The sequence below is a fragment of the Haloplanus rubicundus genome (genome assembly GCF_003342675.1).
Lineage (GTDB): Archaea > Halobacteriota > Halobacteria > Halobacteriales > Haloferacaceae > Haloplanus > Haloplanus rubicundus.
The window spans coordinates 1,081,922-1,101,565 of record NZ_CP031148.1; the positions used below are offsets into that span (position 1 = coordinate 1,081,922).

Below are 19,644 nucleotides of genomic sequence, written 5' to 3' on the forward strand. Positions count from 1 at the left end.
TCACCACGTCTCCACGACGCCCTCGTGAACGTCCTCGACACACCCCTCACAGTCGGGGTGGCCAGCCTCGTAACACTCGGGGCGGCCGGCGTCGTCGAGCGCGACGGCACGGCGTTCGGCCGCCCGCCGGCAGACGATGCGGACGCGCCCCTCGTCGTCCCGGGGCAGGGCGGGCGTGTCCCGCCCCTCGCGGTAGGCCTTCCGGGCCTCGGCGTAGCGTCGGCCGGCCGAGCGGAAGGTGGTCCGTACGAACCGTTCCAGCCGGTCGTCCATACCTCCGCTTGTACCGGCGGGGTCAAAGGGCCGTCGGCGTCGCCCCGTGTCGGACCGGTCCAGCCGAACTGTTTCACTTTCGCCGTGGTCACGGAAGTTTTTATACTGTCGCGAACCAACCGGCGTGTGCCTCCCCACGAGAACAACACGGAGGCGAGTGAGACCATGACCGATTTGCATACCCACGCGGAGGACATCGTAGCGCAGTTCTCGGACCATCTGGACCTGACCGTCGACGAGGTCGAGGAGCGCCTCGACAACCTCGTCAACGAGTACCGGGTCCCGGTGGACGAAGCACGCCGGAGCGTCGTGAACAGCTACCTCGACGAGGCGGGCTTGGAGCGTGAGGCGCTGGGCGGCGGCGGCAACGCCTCCGTCGGCCTCGCCGAAATCGACCAGGACGAACAGTGGCTGGACGTGACCGCCAAAGTCGTCGAACTCTGGGAGGCCCGGAGCGACTCCGTCGCCCAGGTCGGCCTGCTCGGCGACGAGACGGGGACGACCAAGTTCGTCGCGTTCGAGACCTCGGACCTCCCCGAACTGGAGGAGGGAAAGGTCTACCGGCTGGAGAACCTCGTCACCGACGAGTACCAGGGCAACTTCTCGGTGAAGCTCAACCGGACGACGACCATCACCGAAGTCGACGAGGAGATCGAGGTCGGCGACGACGCCGAGACCGTCGAGGGGGCGCTGGTCGACATCCAGAGCGGGAGCGGCCTGATCAAGCGCTGTCCCGAGGACGACTGCACGCGCGTCCTCCAGAACGGTCGGTGTTCCGAACACGGCGACGTCGACGGCGAGTTCGACCTGCGGATCAAGGGCGTCCTCGACGACGGCGAGACGGTCCACGAGGTGATCTTCGATCGCGAGTCGACGGAGGAACTCACCGGCACGACGTTGGAGGAGGCGAAGGACATGGCGATGGACGCGCTGGATACGACCGTCGTCGCCGACGAGATGCGCACGGGGACGCTCGGCCGGTACTACCGGGTGAGCGGCCCGCAGTTCGGCCGGTACGTGTTGGTCGACGAGTTCGAGCGACTGAGCGATCCGGTCGACGCCGAAGCCGCCCTCATCGAAGCGAGGTCGATCTAACATGAGCCAGGCACCCACCCGCGAAGTCGCGCGCCGCGTCTTCGCCCGCGAGTTCAACGACGCGAGTCACACGTTCAAGGAGTCCGACGACGAACGCGCCCCGGTCTATCTCCTGCTCCCGACGGGGGAACGCGCTAACCGCGTGTTCCTCGTCGGCACCCTGACCGAGAAGGAGGACGTGGGCGAGGGCGACGAGTACTGGCGGGGTCGCATCGTCGACCCGACGGGGACCTTCTTCGTCTACGCCGGCCAGTACCAGCCGGACGCCGCCTCGACGCTCCGGGACCTCGAACCCCCGGCGTACGTCGCCGTCGTCGGCAAGCCCCGGACCTACGAGACGGACGACGGGAGCGTCAACGTCTCCGTGCGCCCCGAATCCATCACGGCCGTCGACGCCGCAACCCGCGACCGCTGGGTCGTCGAGGCGGCCACCCGGACGCTCGAACGAATCGAGGCGTTCGAGGACGAGAGCAACGAGTACGCCCGCATGGCCCGCGAGGAGTACGACCTCTCGGTCGACGACTACCGGCCGATGGCGCTCGCGGCGCTCGAAGGGCTGGACGAGTCGGACGAACTGGGATCGGACGACGACGCCGAGGGCGACGACGGCATCGACGCCCCGGCGGAGCCCTAATCGGCCGACTCCCCGTCGTCTGACGAACGCTTAAGTGAATCGGGCGTCGATTGCGGTGTGACGATGGGCAACAAGAACAAAACCGTCTCCTTCCGCGTCAACGAGGACGCGTTCGAGACGCTCCGCGACATCGCCGAGGAGCGCGACATCTCCCTGTCCGCGGTGTTTCGTGACTACGTCGACATGCTCGTTGCCCACGACGGCCAGGTCGAAGTCGTCCCCGAGCACGAGTTCGCCCGCCGCCCGGACGACGAGCCCAGTTTCCCGCCGACCGTCGAGGTGCCGAAGGAGTTCGTCCGCGAGCGCGAACGCCTCGAACTCGAGGTCGAACACCTGAACGAACAGCTCGACGAGCACAAACGGTACATCGAGTACCTGCAGGAACAACTGGAGACGGGGGAGGAGATCATCCACCTCGAGGACCTGGACGGCGACCACGACGAACCGTACCAGCTGGGCTGACCGTTAGCCGTTCGACAGCACCCGCCGCGTCTCGGCGGCCCGACGCTCCATCTCCCCGTCTCCCTCGACCGCCGCCAGCGACTCGACCGCCTCCAGCCGTCGCACCGCCCGGTCGAGGAAAGAGAGCACGTCGCCGGGGTAGGCGTACAGCATGTAGTCGTCGGTCATCACGTCGACGATGGCGTCCGGCCCCAGCCCCTGCGCGCGGAGTTCCAGCAGGTAGCGGACGAACTGCCGTTCGGGGTAGCCGGTGTAGAGGTCGTCGGGGTCCTCGCAGTCGAGGAAGTCGGTCGCGAAATCGAGGAGTCGGTCGCGGGTGGCGTCGTCGAGTTTGGTGAGGCCGTCGCCGCTGTAGAGCACCTCCATCGTCGCCCCCTTGAACGCGCCCTTGGGGATAGACGTATCTAGCTGGGAGACGATCTGACGGTGGTTCTTCAGATAGACTTTGTCGGTGATGGCCACTGGCGGCGACTACGGGACGGCGAGGCTAAAGACTCCCGACTTCCTGCCGTGTGCTGGGGACGCATGGTAGTCCCGAGTCGTAACCTACTTTACTCACAGCGCAGTAGTCCGAGTCGTGTCCGGGTTGGGGTAGTGGTTATCCTTCAGCCTTGTGGAGGCTGAGACGCGGGTTCGATTCTCGCACCCGGACCTTCTCGGGACGAACCAGTGTGAGGACCGGAAGGTCCGACGGAGAATCGAATCACGCGAGTCGAGCGACAGCGAGTCTCGCAATCGGGTTCGATTCTCGCGCCCGAACTTTTTCACGACCGCCACCAACCGTGTCGATCGAACCCCGTCGTTCGGTGATGCGTAGCGAGGCGTCCTCGCCGTTCAGTCGAGCAACCGAGATTCGAGTTCCTCGACGTAGCCGGGACGGTTCGGGTTCAACTGGTAGAGTCCCTCGCCGTCCCCCCAATCGATGGATACGAGTTCGAAATCCGCTCCATACTTTCGGGTGAAGCCGGCGAGGATGCCGGCGAGCGCTCGACCACCACTGGTCTCGATGTCGTACTCTTCGTCCATGCGCCGCCGAAGCTCGGTACTCGTGAGTGGGTCCTTGGCCTCCGTAAGGACAGTAAGCATGGCTCTCTGTTTCGAAGAAAGCCGCCTGAAGAAATCGTCCGGGAGAGTCTTGGCGTCGACGTCGGAGTCATCCCGTTCCTCGGCGGTCCCCTCGTCGTTACTTCGGCCATCCGAGATCGATAGCTGCATGATCTCTATCGCGGCATCTTCCGATATTTCTCGTTCGAACTCGATCCCTTCGCCGCTCAGGTTTACTGTCACAGGCATCTTTTTCGATACTTGTCCATACAGATACTTAAACATAACGAGGTCGTCACGCATCGGTAAAGACAATATGCATTCGTGTAAGCTAGCTGGTGGCGTGGACGGTACGGCTGCTTGGCCAGTGGCGAGAGGCCCAGCGAGCGGTCCGCGTCGCATCACGAGACGGAAATCGAAGATTCGGGTCCGGATTCGCGAGACGGTTGCGGGGGTGACGTGGACCGCTTACCTCTCGATCCGAACTTCGGGTGGGCCGATCACCCGGTCGTGCTGGAACGAAGACTGCCTCGGTTGGCGACGTTCCGTACGGAGGCCGTTGTTTCCGGCATTACCGGACTACGTTGTGATAAAGATGCAACAATTCTGTTTCAGATATTTCTGACGAATAATACTCATATTTGTTTGCCCATCGCTTTTTGAAATTGATAAATGAATTATTATAATGGTTTTTGAAACACACTGTTCGGACACATTTCCAGAAAACGAATAACAACCATAACGTTGTGATATCTATCGTCAAATCGATCACGTTTCTCGACGCGTCACGGGCAATATTTCCCATCCGAAACGGGATTCGAGGGTAGTCCACGTGCCTCGTTACCGTGCATTTCGCTCGACGAATTGCTATCCGACACTGTCGGATAACTGCCGACGTCACAGTGTCACCGACTCCAACGCAGAGCCGGTAGTAACCGCTCCGTCGTCCATCTTGCCGGTAGCCTCCCGCGATCCGACCCGCGGTTGCCGTCGCGTCCGACGGGGTTCGTCCGATCATGGCGGAAATTTTAACATTGAAGTGAACAATGGTAACGTATGTCGAGAAACGAACGGCACGACGCGCCAATCGAGGCTACGAAGACCAGCTTCCGGATCGTAGATGCGCTGAAATCCCTCGACGGGGCGGGCGTGTCCGAGCTCTCGGCTGAGATGGATCTGCCGGTCAGCACCGTGCACGACCACCTCAAGACGCTCGAGGAGCAACACTACGTGGTCCAAGAGGACGGCCGCTACCGACTCGGGACGAAGTTCCTCACGCTCGGGGGGTACGTCCGCGACCGGATGCAGATATACAACGTCGCAGAGCCCGAGATCAAGAAACTCGCGCGCGACACCGGCGAGCACGCCAACCTGATGATCGAGGAACACGGACGAGGCATCTTTCTCTACATTGCGACCGGGTCCGATGCGCTGAAACTCGACACGTACGAGGGAATGCGAACGTATCTACACACCACCGCGCTCGGAAAGTCGATACTGGCACACCTCCCGGACGAGCGGTACGAGTGGATACTCGACCGTCACGGACTTGCCCCGCTCACCTCACAGACGCTCAGCTCACGGGACGAGCTGGAGGACGAACTCCGCCGAATCCGCGAACGTGGATATGCGACCGACGACGGCGAACGGATCGAGGGCGTCCGGTGTGTGGCTTCGCCGGTCGTCAAGAGCGACGGGACGGTGCTCGGTGCGGTGAGCGTTTCGGCACCGAAGTCCCGCCTTCAGGAAGACGTATTCGGGGGTGAACTGCCCCGCCGCGTCCAGCGGGTTGCCAACATCATCGAAGTGAACGCGACTCACATCTAACCGGCAGCGACCACCTCGACAACCGTGCTCGCGACGAGTCCCGTCCCACGCCGCTCCGTGAGGTGGAGGAGTCGTTCGACGGCGTCGAACGCGGACGGCTTCGGTTGATTCGGATGCGAGTCGAGCGATACGAGGGCCAACGGCGGCTCGCTTCGGAAGTCCGGGCGAGCCGGTGGCGATCAGACGGAGATGGTTTCCCAGTTACCGTGAAGCAGGTAGAGGAAGAAGATCACCGGAATCATCCCCAGCGTCACCCCGGACATGATCTGCGGCCACAGGATCGTCGAGGACTTGATGAAGCTCTCGATCCCGACCGTGATCGGCCACAGGGTCTGGTCGATGAGGATGATTTTGGGGACGGTGTACGCGTTCCATCCACCCTGAACGGCTAGGGTCGCGACGGCCAGGATCCCGGGCTTGGATATCGGGAGTGCTATCTCGTAGAACGCGCGGAAGCGTGAGGCACCGGACATCTGTGCGGACTCCTCTAGGGAGTACGGAACGGTCTGGAAGAACTGCCACATGATCCAGATACAGAGCGGTAACCGCGTTGCGCTGATCGCCAGCATCGCGCCGACGTAGGTGTTGTGGATGCCGATGTCCTTCCAGATGACGAACATCGGAATCGAGAGCAGGATCGGCGGGAACATGTAGCCGAACAGGATCATTCGGGCGAAATTACGCTTCTGTCGGAAGTCGAACCGGGTCAGTCCGTAGCCGGCCAGCGTCGACAACGACGTCACGATGATCAGCACCCCGACCGACAGGATGATGCTGTTGATGTAGAACCGTGGGTACTGAGAGGAGAACAGGACGCTCTCGTAGTGGGCGAAGGTGAACTCCATCGGGAACCACTGTGGCGGCACCTTCCTGAGCAGCGAGAACGGCGACAGCGACGAATGCAGCATCCAGTACGGAGGAATCAAGATTGCGACCACTGCCACTATGGTCGCCAGCGAGATTCCTCCCCAGATGGTCTTGTTCTTGAGTTTGTGGTACTGTACCTCCGTCAGCCCGAACGGGCCCTTGTCTTCGGTACTCATTCTACGCGCACCTCCTGGGACGGTTTGGCCGTTTTGAAGTAGATGATTCCGACGATCGAGAGGATGATGAACAGCGTCGTCGCGATCGTGTTGGACATACCCAGCTGCTGGAACTGGAACCCGGTCTTGTAGGCGAGCACCGGGAGCGTGATCAGCGAGTCGATCGGGTTCCCGTTAGTTGCGACCCAGATGAGGTCGAACATGTTGAAGTTCCAGAGCCCGCGGAGCAGAACCGTGATGAACAGGACGTTCTTGATGTACGGGAGCGTGATGTCCCTGAACTGCTGGTACTTCGTCGCGCCGGACATGATCGCCGCCTCGTAGAGGTCGTCCGGAATCCCCTGCAACTTCGCGTACACCAGAATGGCGACGAAGATGGAGAACTTCCAGTTGTGGACGGCGACGAGTGTGGTGAGGGCGGTCAGCGGATCACCGGTGAACCACGCGATCACGTTTTCCCGCGCGATGATGCCGAACGCGATCAGGAGTTGATTCAGCAGGCCCCACTGCTGGGTGGTTATCCACATCACGATGTACCCGAAGAAGGCGGTCGGGACCAAGTAGGGGAACAGCATCACGGGCGTCAGCACCCGCTTGAACCTGAAGTTCTGGTTGAGCAACAGCGCCACCCCCGTGCCCAAGACCGTGTTGAGTATGGAGGTCGAGGCCGCCCACACCAGATTGTACCCGAACGACGTCCAGAACTGCCCCGAGGAGATGAGTGTGACGTAGTTCTCGACCCCGACGAACTCCCACTCGGGACTGAGTGCGTTGATCGAGTGGAACGAGGCGGCCATCGACCAGATGATCGGCGCCGCGACGATGAGTGCGAACATCGTCGTGGCCGGAACGACCGTGATGAACGCCATTACTTTGCGGTCGGACAGGTAGTCCTCGAGTCGCTCTCTTCGGCTCTGGCCGACCACCTTCGATACGACCGACGCTACCCCATCTTTGGTAGCTGATGCCATGTGTCACCATACTCCCTAGTCGTCGTATTAAATCCTTTGTTGTGCCCGATACGGTACGAAAGCCGAAATACAGCGACTCAGAGGACCGAAATGGCAGAAAGCGTCGGAAAACACGATCGGCGTCGACGAGTGCCACACCCGACGAACGCGGCCGTCAGTCCGCCGGCTGTTTCCGTCCCCGCATCGTGTGCGTCAAGATGTCGCCGGTCTCCTCGTCGAAGACGTGCGCGTACCGTCCGATCTGCGCCCGTACGTTCGCCCCCTCGTTCAGATCCCTGTTCGAGTCGATGACGGCGAGCAACGGTTCCGAACGATCGATGTCGACCGTCACGACTGCCTCCTCGCCGAAGGTCTCGATCAGTTCGACGACGCCCGGGATCCCTTCGGTTGCGTCCGTTTCGAGGAGCGTGTTCTCCGGCCTGAATCCCAATTTGACTTGGCCATCCTGGAGATTCTCCGGATTTTCCAGTCGCAGGTCCGGCTCGTACTCGTTGATCGCAACCGACACGCCCGAGTCGGTGCGAACCACTTCGGCGTCCGCCACGTTCATGCCGTGCTGGCCGATGAACTGCCCGACGAACAGGTTGTTGGGCCGATAGAAGATGTTGTTCGGGCTGTCGAACTGCTCGATTTCTCCGTCGTTCATAACGGCGATGTAGTCGCTCATCGTCATCGCCTCCTCCTGATCGTGCGTGACGTACACGACCGGCGTATTCAGCTTCTCGTGGATCCGCTGGATCTCCTTTCGCGTCTCGGCTTTCAGCTTCGCGTCTAAGTCACTGAGCGGTTCGTCCATCAGGAACACGCCGGGGTCCTGCACCACGGTTCGAGCGAGGGCCGCCCGCTGCTGTTGTCCCCCGCTCAGGTCGCCGGGCATCTTGTCCAGCATGTCCTCGATCTGCATCGTCTGGGCCGCCTCCGTGGCCGGTCCTTTTCGCTTCTCTTTGGAGACGCCGTCGACCTTCAGCGGGTACGCGATGTTCTCCCGGACGGTCATGTGCGGGTACAGCGCGATGGACTGGAACATGAGCGAGATGTCCCGTTTGTTCGGAGGAAGCTCCGTGATGTCTCGCCCGTCGAGGCGTATTTTCCCGCTCGTCGGGGTTTCGAGCCCAGCGATACACCGAAGCGTAGTCGTCTTTCCACACCCGGACGGGCCGACGAGCGTCACGAACTCGCCGTCGTCAGCCTCGAAGCTGACCCCTTCTACGGCAACTTCCTTACCATCAGGGGTGTCGAACACCTTTCGGATGTTATCGACCTCTAGGTGGGCCATGGTAACGTGCACATCACGGAAGTTAAAAAAATCTCGGGGTGACCGTTCTCCGGACTGCCTCCGTTCCGTGGGTCGATTCTCCCCGACTAGTCGGATAGTTGTCGTGATGGCTTCCCGGCAGCAGTCACCCGCACGTTCTTAAGCTTCGCCCGTGACCGTTGGCCATGGCGTTCGTCGAATACGTCCCCGGCATGCGAAAAGGGGCGACGGGTCGAAACATCGCGCTCGGCGTCGTATACGTACTGGCGTTACCGATCCTGAGCACCCTCGCGTTCGTCTGGGTCCCGGTGTACGTCGGCATCAACTACAACGGTATCGCGCGGGATCTCTCGTCGATCCCCGGTGTCTCTCCGGACGGCGGAGTACGAACGGGGGTGGTCGTGTTCGTCTATCTGGTGGTCATCTCCTTCGGACCGAGGATCGTTCAATGGCTGATTGGGATGTGATCACGTCCCAATATTTTTATATGTGTACCATCATGATTGTTTCTTATGCCCACGGAAGACAACCGTTGGCGTAGCGTAAATCGTAGAAAAGCGCTTAAGACACTCGCAGCAACCGGTGCTGTCGGTCTGGCAGGATGTACCGGTGGCGACGGCGGCGACGGCGACGGCGGCGACGGCGGCGATGGCGGCGGTGGCGGCGGTGGCGGCGATGGCGGCGATGGCGGCGATGGCGGTACCACCGGGAGTACCGCCAAATCCGACATCGAGGGGGACACCGTCCAGTTCATCAAAGGCGAAACCAGCGACCAACTGATCGAGGTCATCGACCGCGCCGCGGCCGCGTTCGAGGAAGAGACCGGAGCCGTCGTCGAACCGCAGTATACCGGGATCGGGGACAGCAAGTACCAGCGGATCGTCTCGCTGATCCAGTCCGGAGACCCCCCGGAAGTGGCGACGATCAACCTGTCGATCGGGGGCCAGTTCTACAACGAGGGCGCCCTCGCGCCCCTCACCGAGAACATGGAGCGTCTGATCGAAAAGCACGGGGACCCGGTCGTCAGGTGGCAGCAGGACGGCGAGGACTATATGATTCCCTTCGCACAGGGAGTCACGGATTACTGGTTCCGCGACGACTTGCTTGAGGACGTCGGCCTCAGTCAGGACTTCGTCCCGGACACGTGGGACAAGCTGATGGAGTACGCCCAGGCCCACTCCGAGAACGGTCCCGAAAGTCTCCAAGAGGGCGTGTTCGTCATGTCGGGCCAGGCGAAGGCCACGGGGAACTTCATGATGGGCTCGTTCCTCATGTCCAACGGGGGGAAGATGTGCGAGTGGACCGGCGACAAGTTCGAGGTGGCGTGGCGAAGCGGGACGCAGCGCGACAGGATGGTCGAGACGCTGAGCTATCTCCAGAACCTCCACGAGTACTCCGTGGAGGCCGGTGGCGCCGGCGAGGGCGAGAACGAGCACGCCATCCCCACGGGGCTCGGGGCGGCCACCTTCGACGCCGGTGCGCGGGTGAAGCTCCACTCGGCACACCACGACAACCTGCCGTACGACTCCGCGAAGAGCGTCACCAACGTGGGACACATCCCGGAGAAGCGGACGCCGGACAGCCAGGCCCAGGTCGCGCCGCTCTACGCGTTCTCGGGTGCCGAGAACACCGAGGCTGGCAAGCGGTTCATCGAGTTCCTGATGTCCGATCCCGAGTTCGCGTCCGACTTCTGTTGGGGCGACGGCCCTGTCCACTGTCAGCCGCCGTTCCCGGGGATCAAGGAATCCGACCCCTTCCAGAACCACCTGAAAAACGATCTGGCCGACCACTGGGACACCCGGCCCTACGGGGGCTACGACAACTCGAACGGCATCGGCGCGTCGGCGAAGCGTCACCTGTACGAGGCGACGTCACACGCCGACGCACAGATCTTCGAGGCCGAGAGAACGAACCCCCACCTCGGGTCCATCTGGGCGACCGGCATCCTGTCGGAGATGGTCCAGGCAGTCAACGTCGACCAGAAGGATCCCGAAACGGTCGTCGACAACTACGCGCCGCAGGTCCAGGACATCCTCGACCGGAGCCAGGGCGGCGGTCTCTAACCCGACCCAACGAGCAACTGGTCGTCGTTCCGCACGGCCGGCCGCTGTCGCCGAATCGACCGTTGTTTTTCGTTCTTTTCGACACCGGGTAGCCAGGCGTGTCGTGTCCGTCGCGGTCGTGATCCTCGCTCGAAAGGGGAGGGCTGCGACGGTCCTTACCAGTCCACTTCGTCCGTCGACGTGACCTCGTACTCGTCGAGAGCGTCCGGATCCGGCTCGAACCCGAGTCCGGGTTCCTCGGAGAGTTCGACCTCGTTCCCGTCGATGTGCGGCGGGTCGTCGAACAGCTTCTCGCCCACCCGGTACATGATGTAGTGGTACTCGACGCGCCAGCCGTTCTCCATGCCGGCGTGGAGGTGCGCGTTGTGGTGGGGCCACCCGCCGCCGTTGGCGATGTCGAGGTTGTACGCCTGTGCGAGGTGGGCTATCTTCCTGCCCTCGGTGTAGCCGCCGTTGTAGACGACGTTCGGCTGCACGATGTCGACCGCGCCCCGCTGCACGAGTTTGCGATGCTGGTAGCGACCGCCGTCGTTCTGCCCGGCCGAGATCGGAATCGTCGTTCGTTCCCGGAGCTTCGCGAGCAGGTCGGGGTCGTTCGCGTAGACCGGCTCCTCGAACCACGTGATGTCGTACTCTTCGAGCCGCTCACAGAGCTTGATCGCCTGGTTGACCGAGAACTCGTGGTTGGCGTCGATCATCAGCTCCACGTCGTCGCCGACGGCCTCACGGACCGCGGCGACTCGAGCCTCGTCCTCCGGGAGGTCGTCCGCGCCGTTGATGCCGACTTTCATTTTCAGCCGCGTCTCGCCCTGCGAGGCGAAGTCGGCCGCTACCTCCGCCAGCTGCTCGCGGTTGAAGTTCTTCAGCCCGAAGGTGACGTACGCGTCGACCGGGTTCTGGGCCCCACCGAGAAGCCGCCAGACCGGTTCGCCGTGGTACTTCCCCGCGATGTCCCACAGGGCGATGTCGACGGCACTCATCGCGGAGTGCCAGACGCCGGTCTGGTATCGGGGGTTGATCTCCAGCTGTGACTGCTTGTAGATCCGCTCGGTCTCGAGGGGATTCATGCCCTCGACGAACGGGCCGACCTCTTCGTTGATCAGCGACCGGATCCCGAACCACTGCGGCTTCGCCGCGACCCCGTGTCCGGTGATTCCCTCGTCCGTCTCGACGGACGCGACGACGACCCGACGCCGTTTCACTTCGTCCCGCAGGGGGACATCGACCGGTACGAGATGCGCCGACGCTTCGACGTTGGTTATCTCCATAGGTTAACCTACCCCCATGGACACCCACCCATACTGTAAAACTACCGCCAGTTCGCGGGGTGGCCGTCGAGACGACCGGACCGCGCAGCCACCGGCCCGTGGTTTCGCCGGACTGGCGGGAGAACTGGACCGCCGACAGGCTCGTGCCGATTACCTGCACCGTCGCCCGGATTTATACCGCCGCCGGTCACAGTATCAAATCATGGACGTATTACTCACGGGGGCATTCGGGCGGGTCGGCACGGCGGTGATCGACGGTCTGGCCGACCGAGAGGCGTACGAGTTCACGTATCTGGATCAGAACCCACATCCGGAGTACGAGTCGGTCGTCGCGGACGTCACCGACTACGAATCGATCAGACCGGCGTTCGAGACGGCCGATGCAGTGATTCACTTGGCAGGATATCCGACGACGGACGGGAGCTGGCCCGAGATTCTCCGGAACAACGTGATCGGGACGTACAACGCCATCGAGGCGGCAGCCGATGCGGGCGTCGAGCGGTTCGTCTTCGCTTCGACCAACCACGTCGTCGGCATGTACGAACTCGAGCACGGACCCGATATCTACGCGCCGGACGCGGACCTCTGCGTCGATCACACCGCGCCCGCCCGGCCCGACTCGTACTACGGCGTCTCGAAGCTCTTCGGGGAAGGGCTGGGACGGTACTACGTCGAACACCCCGAACACGACTACCCGCGCCGCTTCTACGCGCTCCGGATCTGTGGCGTGCGCCACGCCGAGTACGATCACCCGTACGGCGATGCCGAACGAGGCGTCGAAGAGGGACGGTTCGAACGCGGGAGCGAGGCGTACGACCGGGCCGTCGCCCGACGGAAGGCCATGTGGACGTCGCGCCGTGACCTCGCACAGTTCGTCGAGTGCTGTCTGTCGGACGACTCCGTCGATTTCGACGTCTTCTACGTCGTGAGCGACAACGACCGTCGGTGGTTCGACATCGACCACGCCCGCGACGTTCTCGGATACGACCCCGAGGACGACGCCGAGGAGTGGGACGCCCCCGAGTAGACGCCCCGTGGCGGAGGAGACACACTCGGAGGGCACGTCGTCGATGCCGCACGGGGGACCGATCCAAGCCGGTCACCACCGGCTCGACTTCGGCCTCGAAAAAAGTATAAGAATTAAGTAAGAAACAACATAATATACAAAAAATTATATTTATGGAAGGGCAACTCACGAACGTTTCGAAACTGAACGCAGGAATCGCGAGATTCACGCGCTGTTCGGTTCTTACGGGCGTCTCAGTCCGCTAAAACGGATCGTTCCAGAGTCGGGATAGAGAATTGTGATATCAGACACAGTTAACTAGCTTACCGGCATGAAAGCGCCGGAGAGTGGTCTAACTCGTCGGCTACGCTTTCGACGAGTGCACGGGTGACTCGACCGCATCGAGCCCTGCCGTCGACTGAATTGGTGTAGATATATCAGATCTGAATATACTCTCTCAATTCTATAGCTGTGCACGACGCGTTCGGATGTCGATCCACTCCTCCGACGGTTCTTCGAGGTGCCGCTTCCGTTCGGTCTCCTCTCCGCGGCAGACTCAAATTTCACCTGTCGCTACGGCAAGGTCTTTCACACGCCCCCGTTCACGTTCGATTGCACATGGACGAACGACGTGCAGTGGTCGCCCTGTTCGGTCTCGTCGTGGCTCTGGTCACCACCTTCATCGCGTATCGCTTCGTCGCCGCCCTCACCGTCGCCGTCTTCCTCTACTACTCGACGCGCCGCTTCTACAAGGCGCTCGGACGGCTTCACCTCCCCAAGCGGGTGCGGGCGATGACCGTACTGTTGCTTCTCGCCGTCCCGCTTCTTCTCCTCCTTAGCTACACGCTCGTGTTGCTCGTCACCGAGACCCGACAGTTCCTGTCGACGTACGCCGTCCTCGATATCGCGGTGACGAACGTGCCGTGGCTCCAGGGACTCGAGGACCTCCCCGAACTCACGTTCGCGGGAGTCGTCGAGGCGTATCGCGCGGGCCGGTTCGACGCCATCATCGACTTCCTGATGGAGAACGCGGCGGTGCTGACGAGTGCGATCACGGGTTTTTTCCTCAACCTGTTCATCGTCGTCGTCGTCACCTACTACCTGCTGATCGACGGCGGGAAGTTTCGCCGGTGGCTCCTCCGGTTCGACGACGACGCCATCGTCCGCGAGTATCTGGAGGCTGCCGACCGCGAACTCGAAGCCATCCTCTTTGGCAACCTCCTGAACGTCATCGCCATCGCGCTCATCGCCGTCGGCTCGTTCAAGGGGTACAACGCCCTCGTCCCGGCCGCCGTCGAGGTGCCGTATCCCGCCCTCGCGGGCGTCCTGACGGGCGTCGCGAGCCTCATCCCCGTCGTCGGGATGAAGGTGGTGTACGTCCCCCTCGCCGGCGCCATCGCCGCACCGATGGTCGTCAACGCCCAGTACTCGCTCGCCGGCTACCTCGTTGCCTTCCTGTTCGTGGCCGTCGTCGTCGTCGACACCATCCCCGACCTCATCCTGCGTCCGTATCTCAGCGGCGAGCGCACCCACGTCGGCCTGTTGATGCTCGCGTACATCTTCGGCCCGGTCGTGTTCGGGTTCTACGGGCTCTTTTTCGCGCCCATCGTTCTCGCGCTCGGCATCACCTTCGCCCACACGGCGCTGCCCCGCCTCCTCGGCGGCGACGAAGCCGTCGACACCTCGCCGGAACTCCCGGCGGACCAGCGGCGACTCGACGACTTCTGAGGCGGGGTCGGCGCGTTCGGTTCCGACTCGCCGCCTCGGCCACTCGCAACGTCACCGCGCGACGACGCCGGTGATCTCGAATCGGACGCCACCCGCCGCGCCGTCGGTACACTCGATGGTCCAGCCGTGGGCGCGCACGATGTCCTCGACGATGCGGAGGCCGAAGCCCGTCCCGCCGTCACCGGTCGAGTAGCCCGCTTCGAACACTTGCTCGCGCTCGTCGGGGTCGATGCCGACACCGTCGTCCTCGACGTAGAAGCCCCGTACCTCGTCGGCGGCGTCGGTGATGGTCCCGACGGTGACTTCGAGGAAGTCCTCGTGACTGGACTCGGATCGGTCGTCCCTGGAGCCATGCTCCACACTGTCCTCGGGAGCTTGTGACCGAGGGCCTGTCGAACCGTGTTCGACAGCGTCACCGGACTCCGTCCGGTTGCTCGTGGAGCCGTGCTCCACGCTGTTCCGAAACAGGTTCTCGAACACCTGTGCGAGCCGGCTCCTGTCGGCGGCGATGGTGGCCTCGTCGACGCGGTCGAGGGTCACGCCGTCGGTTTCGACGTTCGCCCAGCACCGTTCGACGACGGTCGACAGCGCGACCGGTTCGGTTTCGTCGACCGCTTCGCCCTCCCGGGCGAGTTTGAGCACGTCGTCGACGAGCGTCTCCATGCGTTCGAGCGCCTGGATGGCCTCGTCGATGTGCGTGCTCTCGCACGTCTCCCTCGCCAGTTCGAGGCGACCGCTCGCGACGTTGAGTGGGTTCCGAAGGTCGTGGCTGACGAGGCTGGCGAACTCGTCGAGGCGTTCGTTCTCGCGTTCGAGTTCGACCTCGCGCTTGCGAAGCACCGTTTCGTGGGTGATGCGCTCGATGGCGGCGGTGACGTTCTCACAGAGCAACTGCACGAGGCGGCGGTCGTTCTCGTCGAAGGCGTCGGCTTCCACCGCGGCGACGATGACGACCCCGTGGTCCCCCAGCGGGACGATCAGTTCGCTCCCCAGCACCGTCGACTCGTTGTGGAGGTCGTCGGCGTTTCCGAGGTCCTCGTAGTGTTTCACCTCGCCGGTCTCGAAGGCCTCCCAGGCGATGCTTCCCGGCCCCAGATCGGGCGGTTCGCCGATCACGTCCTCCACTTCACTCGTCCAGGCGGCCGGCACGAGCGCCGTCTCGCGTTCCGAGTGGTAGTGAACGCCGGCCTGCGTGAGCGTCAGGATGTCCGCGAGCGCCTCGACGGTTAGCTCCGCGATCTCCGCCGTCGAGTCGGCGCGCATCAGATCCCGGGTCGTCCGGTGGAGACCGTTCAGCGCCCGCTCGCGGTCCTTCCGGCCGGAGACGTCGCGGCCGATACCGACGACGTGGGACGGCTCGCCGTCCGCGTCGGTCAGTGTCCAGCTACAGAACTCGTAGGTTCGCCGACCGCCCACTTCGGTTCGGAGGCGCAGTTCGCGTTCGTCGGAGCCGGTTTCGAGTGCGTGGCGGATGCCCTCGACGACCCGTTCGCGGTCCGCCGGATCGAACAGTTCCGTGGAGTCCATCGATTCGATCTCTGCCCTATCGTACCCCGTCACCTTCGGCTCGTTCACGTAGACGACGTTGCCCTCGGTGTCGAGGACGTAGAACACGTCGCCGAGGGCGTCGAGGGCGTCGTCGAGAATGCCGTCGGCCGCAGATGTCGTTCGCTCGTCCTCGTCCGCAGCGACCGTCTCGAAGTCGTCCACGTCCCGGTCGTCGTCGCAGTCCCGAACCAGGCAGATCAGGCTCCCGTCGTCGGCGTACGCGAGCGCGTGGCTCGTCACGATGTGGTCGCCGTCCGCGCGTTCGTACACCGTCCGCCCGCTCCACCGGCCGTCGCGGGGGACGGCCGGGAGGATTTCGTCGTAGATCCGGTCGACGTGGGCATCCGGGTAGAGGAGTTCCCAGTGTTCGCCGATGAGCGCCCCTCGCTCGTACCCCGTGATGCCGGCGTACGCCTGGTTGACGTACCGAAAGTAGCCGTCCTCGTCGAGGAGGGCGATCCCCTCGCGGGCGGTGTCCATCGCCCCGTACGCGCGACGGACCATCCGTTCGGCACCGTGTTTCGACACCGCGTTTTCGATTCGGTTGGCGAGGACGGCGTACTGATCGAGCCCGCGCTCCTTCTGGAGGTAGTCGGTGACGCCGGCGGAGATGGCCTCGCTGGCTATCTCCTCGCTTCCCTTGCCGGTAAAGAGGATAAAGGGCAGGTCGGGATCACACTCGCGAACGACCCGGAGGAACTCGAGGCCGTCCCGCCCGGGCATCTCGTAATCGCTGACGACGCAGTCGACGTCGTCGGTTTCCAACCGCGTGAGCGCGTCGTCGACGCTCGTCTCCGTCTGGACGCGTAACGCCTCGCTACTCCGTTCGAGGGCATCGGCGGCCAACTCGACCAAGTCGTCGTCGTCGTCGACGTGGAGGACCCGAATCGACCCCCGGCCGCGGGAAACGTCGGGAACTTGCGCCGGGTCGTCGACACTCATGCACGCAACTACGCCGGCCGACTGAAGTATCCTTTGTCACCCTCGGGGTGGGCGGACGGGCCGGTCACCGCTGGGGGAACTCCGCGTCGGTCGAGAGGCGCCCGATTCCGGACCCGATGTCGCTCTCCGACCCGCGGGTGCGGATGATGTTGAACGCGGTGACGAGGTCGGACCGCGAGATGAGCCCGACTAGGTCGCCCGCCTCGTCGACGACGGGGAGGCGACCAACCTTCTCGCGTTGCATCATCGAGATGGCGTCCATCGCGTCCGCGTCGGGCGAGATGGTCACCAGATCCGTCGCCATCACGTCCTCGACGCGGTAGGCGTCGCGCTCCACCTCGCGCACCTCGCGCGTGTCGTCGAGGGTGACCATGCCGACGAGGCTCCCCTGTCGGAGGACGGGATAGCCCGTGTGGCGCTCGCGGAACATGCGGTCGGTCAGCGTCGTGATGGCGGTGTCGGCGGTGACGGTCTGTAGCTCCGACGCGGGGGTCATGATGTCGCCGACGGTGACGTCCTGAAACGCCGCCTTCATCACCGTCTGCTGGGCCTCGCCGGAGGCGCCGATGTAGATGAAGAAGGCGAGCGCGACCAGAAACAGGTTGGCGAAGAGGCCGACGATGGCGAGCACCACCGCGAACAGTTTGCCCACTTCGGCGGCGATCTGTGTCGCGCGGGCGTGGGGCCGCCGCCGCGCCAGCAACGCCCGCAGGACGCGGCCGCCGTCCATCGGGAAGCCGGGGAGCATGTTGAACACCGCGAGCGCGACGTTCGTCAGGGCGAGGTAGGCGAGGACGAACTGCACGGTCGGCAGCGCGCCGGGGACGACGAGGAAGGCGAGATACGAGAGGGCGCCGAGGGCGACGCTGACGAGCGGCCCCGCGACGGCGATGGTGAACTCCTGTTTCCAGTTTTCGGGCATCTCGGTGAACCGGGCGACGCCGCCGAACAGCCAGAGCGTGATCGACTCGATGTGGTAGCCGTAGCGCATGGCGACCAGGGAGTGGCCGAACTCGTGGAGGAGGACGCAGAAAAAGAGGCCACTCGCCGCCGCGGCGCCGAGGACCCACCGCGTCGACCCCGCGGTGAGCGCGTCGACGGGCATCGTCGCCCCGAACATATCGTTGAGGACGCCGACGAGGTTGCCCACGTCCGACCCGATCAGCCACGCGAACAGCGGGAGGACGATGAGGAAGGTGAGATCGAGCTTGATCGGAATCCCGAACGCACTTCCGATGCGGATACCGCGCATACCGACCGTTGCGGGGGAGCGGACTTAACTCTTGCAAGCGGGGTCCGGTGGAGCGAAGCGGCTCCTCCGAGCCGGCCCATCTCTATCCGCTCGCCGTTCCGGCCGGCTACGTTCGTCTATCCGTACGATATATACTGATACTGTGGTGTAATGGAGTTTTTAACCTGTAACACCGCTATTGATGGAAATTATAAGCTTCTAATGGGCGAACTCGATCAGGAACGCCCGATGTCACGTCGGACACGTCGACGCGTGCTGCAGAGCACAGGGATTGCACTGACCGCCGGTCTCGCGGGCTGTTCCGGCGGTTCCGGTGATGGCTCCGATGGCAGTTCCGGCACGACCGTGGGGTCGTCGGGCAACGACTACGAGCCGATTACCTTCCTCGAGACGCCGGCCGAAACCCCGGGCGATACGGAAGAGATGTGGGAGCCGTTCGCGGAGTACCTCCAGTCGGAGGTCGACGGGTTGGAGCTAAACGTCGAGTTCGCGGACAACACCTCGGCGATCGGCCAGGCCTTGCTCAACAATCAGGCCGAGATGACCCGCAGCGACATCGTCCTGCTCGCCAACCCGGACGAGATCGACGTGGTCGGCATCGTCGAGGAGGGCGGCGCGTCGGTGTATTTCTCGGCGCTCGCCACGCTTCCCGACTCCGATATCGAGGAGACGACGGATATCGAGGGTCGAAGTATCGCGTTCGCGGACCGCCCCTCGACCAGCGGATCGCTGTATCCCAACTACATGCTCAGTCAGGCCGGACTCGACACCGGCGAAGCCCCGTACGGCGATCCGGTCGACTACGACGGCAGCTGGACCGGGAGTCACCGAAACGCCGTCCAGACGCTCATCAACCGCGAGGACATCGTCGCCTGTGGCTGTGACATCGCCGTTCTCCTGAACCACGTTCCGGAGGATCAGTGGCCGGATCGGGTTCGGGAGCGATCCGGACGGTGGGACGGCGACGTCGGGACGGAGTCGCCCGAACTGGAACTGGTCGAGGCGTCGACGTCGCTCCCCTTCTCCCCCATCATCTCGCGCGGTAACTGGGAGCATCCGCTCCGGAGCGACATCGAGGAGGCAATCGTCTCGATCAACGACGGGACGCTTCGAGAGCCCGACGGCGACGTGGGGAACCCGCTCACCGCCGTCACGGAGGCCAGCATCGAGGAGTACCAGCCGGTCATCGACGTGATCAACACGCTGGATATCGATCTGGGTCAGCTGTAAGTC

19 protein-coding genes and 1 tRNA gene are annotated in these 19,644 nt (G+C 63.4%); 10 read left to right on the forward strand and 10 right to left on the reverse strand.

The features are described from left to right. Positions 1 to 273 (reverse strand): DUF7091 family protein, encoded by a 273-nt coding sequence (locus DU484_RS06560; RefSeq protein ID WP_114585321.1) that lies wholly within the window; start codon positions 271 to 273, stop codon positions 1 to 3. 165 nt (positions 274 to 438) lie between these two features. Here DU484_RS06560 and DU484_RS06565 point away from each other — a divergent pair, with 165 nt between their 5' ends. The 3 genes from DU484_RS06565 (at position 439) to DU484_RS06575 (ending at position 2,464) form a co-directional block, all read left to right on the forward strand. Next, positions 439 to 1,368: a replication factor A gene (locus DU484_RS06565; RefSeq protein ID WP_114587186.1), complete on the forward strand. Its 930-nt coding sequence runs from the start codon at positions 439 to 441 to the stop codon at positions 1,366 to 1,368. A gap of 1 nt (position 1,369) precedes the next feature. Continuing rightward, a complete protein-coding gene (locus DU484_RS06570; RefSeq protein ID WP_114605444.1) occupies positions 1,370 to 2,002 on the forward strand; it encodes an RPA family protein in 633 nt (210 codons plus the stop codon). Between the two features lie 63 nt (positions 2,003 to 2,065). After that, a complete protein-coding gene (locus DU484_RS06575; protein WP_114587187.1) occupies positions 2,066 to 2,464 on the forward strand; it encodes a CopG family transcriptional regulator in 399 nt (132 codons plus the stop codon). A gap of 3 nt (positions 2,465 to 2,467) precedes the next feature. On the opposite strand, the gene DU484_RS06580 is transcribed toward DU484_RS06575, so the two are convergent. Continuing rightward, positions 2,468 to 2,926 carry a DUF5814 domain-containing protein gene (locus DU484_RS06580; RefSeq protein WP_114585323.1) on the reverse strand — a complete coding sequence of 153 codons (459 nt, stop codon included), beginning with the start codon at positions 2,924 to 2,926 and terminating at the stop codon, positions 2,468 to 2,470. A gap of 118 nt (positions 2,927 to 3,044) precedes the next feature. Between DU484_RS06580 and DU484_RS06585 the strand changes: the two genes are divergently transcribed. Then, positions 3,045 to 3,116 (forward strand) — tRNA-His (locus tag DU484_RS06585). A 182-nt stretch (positions 3,117 to 3,298) separates the two neighbouring features. On the opposite strand, the gene DU484_RS06590 is transcribed toward DU484_RS06585, so the two are convergent. After that, entirely contained in the window at positions 3,299 to 3,811 is a 513-nt protein-coding gene (locus tag DU484_RS06590; protein WP_114605445.1) for a hypothetical protein, read from the reverse strand. Between the two features lie 753 nt (positions 3,812 to 4,564). Here DU484_RS06590 and DU484_RS06595 point away from each other — a divergent pair. Continuing rightward, on the forward strand, positions 4,565 to 5,335 hold the full coding sequence (locus DU484_RS06595; protein WP_114585325.1) for an IclR family transcriptional regulator: 771 nt from the start codon (positions 4,565 to 4,567) through the stop codon (positions 5,333 to 5,335). On the opposite strand, the gene DU484_RS19460 is transcribed toward DU484_RS06595, so the two are convergent. The 4 genes from DU484_RS19460 to DU484_RS06610 all read right to left on the reverse strand — a co-directional run bounded on the left by DU484_RS19460 (position 5,332) and on the right by DU484_RS06610 (position 8,625). Then, complete coding sequence (locus DU484_RS19460) at positions 5,332 to 5,475, reverse strand: hypothetical protein (protein ID WP_157969273.1); 144 nt, start codon at positions 5,473 to 5,475, stop codon at positions 5,332 to 5,334. The genes DU484_RS06595 and DU484_RS19460 overlap by 4 nt on opposite strands. Positions 5,476 to 5,514: 39 nt before the next feature. After that, positions 5,515 to 6,378 carry a carbohydrate ABC transporter permease gene (locus tag DU484_RS06600; protein ID WP_114585326.1) on the reverse strand — a complete coding sequence of 288 codons (864 nt, stop codon included), beginning with the start codon at positions 6,376 to 6,378 and terminating at the stop codon, positions 5,515 to 5,517. Next, a complete protein-coding gene (locus tag DU484_RS06605) occupies positions 6,375 to 7,349 on the reverse strand; it encodes a carbohydrate ABC transporter permease (RefSeq protein WP_114605446.1) in 975 nt (324 codons plus the stop codon). The genes DU484_RS06600 and DU484_RS06605 overlap by 4 nt, the downstream gene beginning before the upstream one ends. 154 nt (positions 7,350 to 7,503) lie before the next feature. After that, positions 7,504 to 8,625, reverse strand: coding sequence for an ABC transporter ATP-binding protein (locus DU484_RS06610; RefSeq protein ID WP_114605447.1), 1,122 nt, complete (start codon positions 8,623 to 8,625; stop codon positions 7,504 to 7,506). A 164-nt stretch (positions 8,626 to 8,789) separates the two neighbouring features. Between DU484_RS06610 and DU484_RS06615 the strand changes: the two genes are divergently transcribed. Both DU484_RS06615 and DU484_RS06620 read left to right on the forward strand, forming a co-directional pair. Then, positions 8,790 to 9,071 carry a hypothetical protein gene (locus DU484_RS06615; RefSeq protein ID WP_114605448.1) on the forward strand — a complete coding sequence of 94 codons (282 nt, stop codon included), beginning with the start codon at positions 8,790 to 8,792 and terminating at the stop codon, positions 9,069 to 9,071. 45 nt (positions 9,072 to 9,116) lie between these two features. Then, a complete protein-coding gene (locus DU484_RS06620) occupies positions 9,117 to 10,667 on the forward strand; it encodes an ABC transporter substrate-binding protein (protein ID WP_114605449.1) in 1,551 nt (516 codons plus the stop codon). A gap of 155 nt (positions 10,668 to 10,822) precedes the next feature. Here the strand turns inward: DU484_RS06620 and DU484_RS06625 are convergent, their stop codons facing one another. Next, a complete protein-coding gene (locus DU484_RS06625; RefSeq protein ID WP_114605450.1) occupies positions 10,823 to 11,935 on the reverse strand; it encodes a mandelate racemase/muconate lactonizing enzyme family protein in 1,113 nt (370 codons plus the stop codon). 202 nt (positions 11,936 to 12,137) lie between these two features. Here DU484_RS06625 and DU484_RS06630 point away from each other — a divergent pair, with 202 nt between their 5' ends. Together DU484_RS06630 and DU484_RS06635 are read left to right on the forward strand one after the other, a co-directional pair. Beyond that, positions 12,138 to 12,962 carry an NAD-dependent epimerase/dehydratase family protein gene (locus DU484_RS06630; protein WP_114605451.1) on the forward strand — a complete coding sequence of 275 codons (825 nt, stop codon included), beginning with the start codon at positions 12,138 to 12,140 and terminating at the stop codon, positions 12,960 to 12,962. 597 nt (positions 12,963 to 13,559) lie between these two features. Next, the gene (locus DU484_RS06635) at positions 13,560 to 14,669 is read left to right on the forward strand and encodes an AI-2E family transporter (protein ID WP_114585333.1); all 1,110 of its coding nucleotides are present in this window, start codon (positions 13,560 to 13,562) and stop codon (positions 14,667 to 14,669) included. Between the two features lie 51 nt (positions 14,670 to 14,720). Here DU484_RS06635 and DU484_RS06640 read toward each other — a convergent pair whose 3' ends face one another. Both DU484_RS06640 and DU484_RS06645 read right to left on the reverse strand, forming a co-directional pair. Continuing rightward, positions 14,721 to 17,159, reverse strand: coding sequence for a hybrid sensor histidine kinase/response regulator (locus tag DU484_RS06640; RefSeq protein ID WP_114605452.1), 2,439 nt, complete (start codon positions 17,157 to 17,159; stop codon positions 14,721 to 14,723). A 64-nt stretch (positions 17,160 to 17,223) separates the two neighbouring features. Then, complete coding sequence (locus DU484_RS06645; RefSeq protein ID WP_114605453.1) at positions 17,224 to 18,411, reverse strand: CBS domain-containing protein; 1,188 nt, start codon at positions 18,409 to 18,411, stop codon at positions 17,224 to 17,226. 252 nt (positions 18,412 to 18,663) lie between these two features. On the opposite strand from DU484_RS06645, the gene DU484_RS06650 reads away from it, so the two are divergent. Continuing rightward, positions 18,664 to 19,641 (forward strand): PhnD/SsuA/transferrin family substrate-binding protein, encoded by a 978-nt coding sequence (locus tag DU484_RS06650; protein WP_187347774.1) that lies wholly within the window; start codon positions 18,664 to 18,666, stop codon positions 19,639 to 19,641. The last annotated feature ends 3 nt before the right edge of the window (positions 19,642 to 19,644 follow it).

Coding starts and splice junctions, on each gene's coding strand:
- DU484_RS06630 (WP_114605451.1), top strand. CDS start 12,138: ATGGACGTATTACTCACGGGGGCATTCGGGCGGGTCGGCACGGCGGTG.
- DU484_RS06600 (WP_114585326.1), bottom strand. CDS start 6,378: ATGAGTACCGAAGACAAGGGCCCGTTCGGGCTGACGGAGGTACAGTAC.
- DU484_RS06605 (WP_114605446.1), bottom strand. CDS start 7,349: ATGGCATCAGCTACCAAAGATGGGGTAGCGTCGGTCGTATCGAAGGTG.
- DU484_RS06570 (WP_114605444.1), top strand. CDS start 1,370: ATGAGCCAGGCACCCACCCGCGAAGTCGCGCGCCGCGTCTTCGCCCGC.
- DU484_RS06575 (WP_114587187.1), top strand. CDS start 2,066: ATGGGCAACAAGAACAAAACCGTCTCCTTCCGCGTCAACGAGGACGCG.
- DU484_RS06645 (WP_114605453.1), bottom strand. CDS start 18,411: ATGCGCGGTATCCGCATCGGAAGTGCGTTCGGGATTCCGATCAAGCTC.
- DU484_RS06565 (WP_114587186.1), top strand. CDS start 439: ATGACCGATTTGCATACCCACGCGGAGGACATCGTAGCGCAGTTCTCG.
- DU484_RS06610 (WP_114605447.1), bottom strand. CDS start 8,625: ATGGCCCACCTAGAGGTCGATAACATCCGAAAGGTGTTCGACACCCCT.
- DU484_RS06620 (WP_114605449.1), top strand. CDS start 9,117: ATGCCCACGGAAGACAACCGTTGGCGTAGCGTAAATCGTAGAAAAGCG.
- DU484_RS06590 (WP_114605445.1), bottom strand. CDS start 3,811: ATGCGTGACGACCTCGTTATGTTTAAGTATCTGTATGGACAAGTATCG.
- DU484_RS06615 (WP_114605448.1), top strand. CDS start 8,790: ATGGCGTTCGTCGAATACGTCCCCGGCATGCGAAAAGGGGCGACGGGT.
- DU484_RS06595 (WP_114585325.1), top strand. CDS start 4,565: ATGTCGAGAAACGAACGGCACGACGCGCCAATCGAGGCTACGAAGACC.
- DU484_RS06560 (WP_114585321.1), bottom strand. CDS start 273: ATGGACGACCGGCTGGAACGGTTCGTACGGACCACCTTCCGCTCGGCC.
- DU484_RS06635 (WP_114585333.1), top strand. CDS start 13,560: ATGGACGAACGACGTGCAGTGGTCGCCCTGTTCGGTCTCGTCGTGGCT.
- DU484_RS06625 (WP_114605450.1), bottom strand. CDS start 11,935: ATGGAGATAACCAACGTCGAAGCGTCGGCGCATCTCGTACCGGTCGAT.
- DU484_RS06640 (WP_114605452.1), bottom strand. CDS start 17,159: ATGAGTGTCGACGACCCGGCGCAAGTTCCCGACGTTTCCCGCGGCCGG.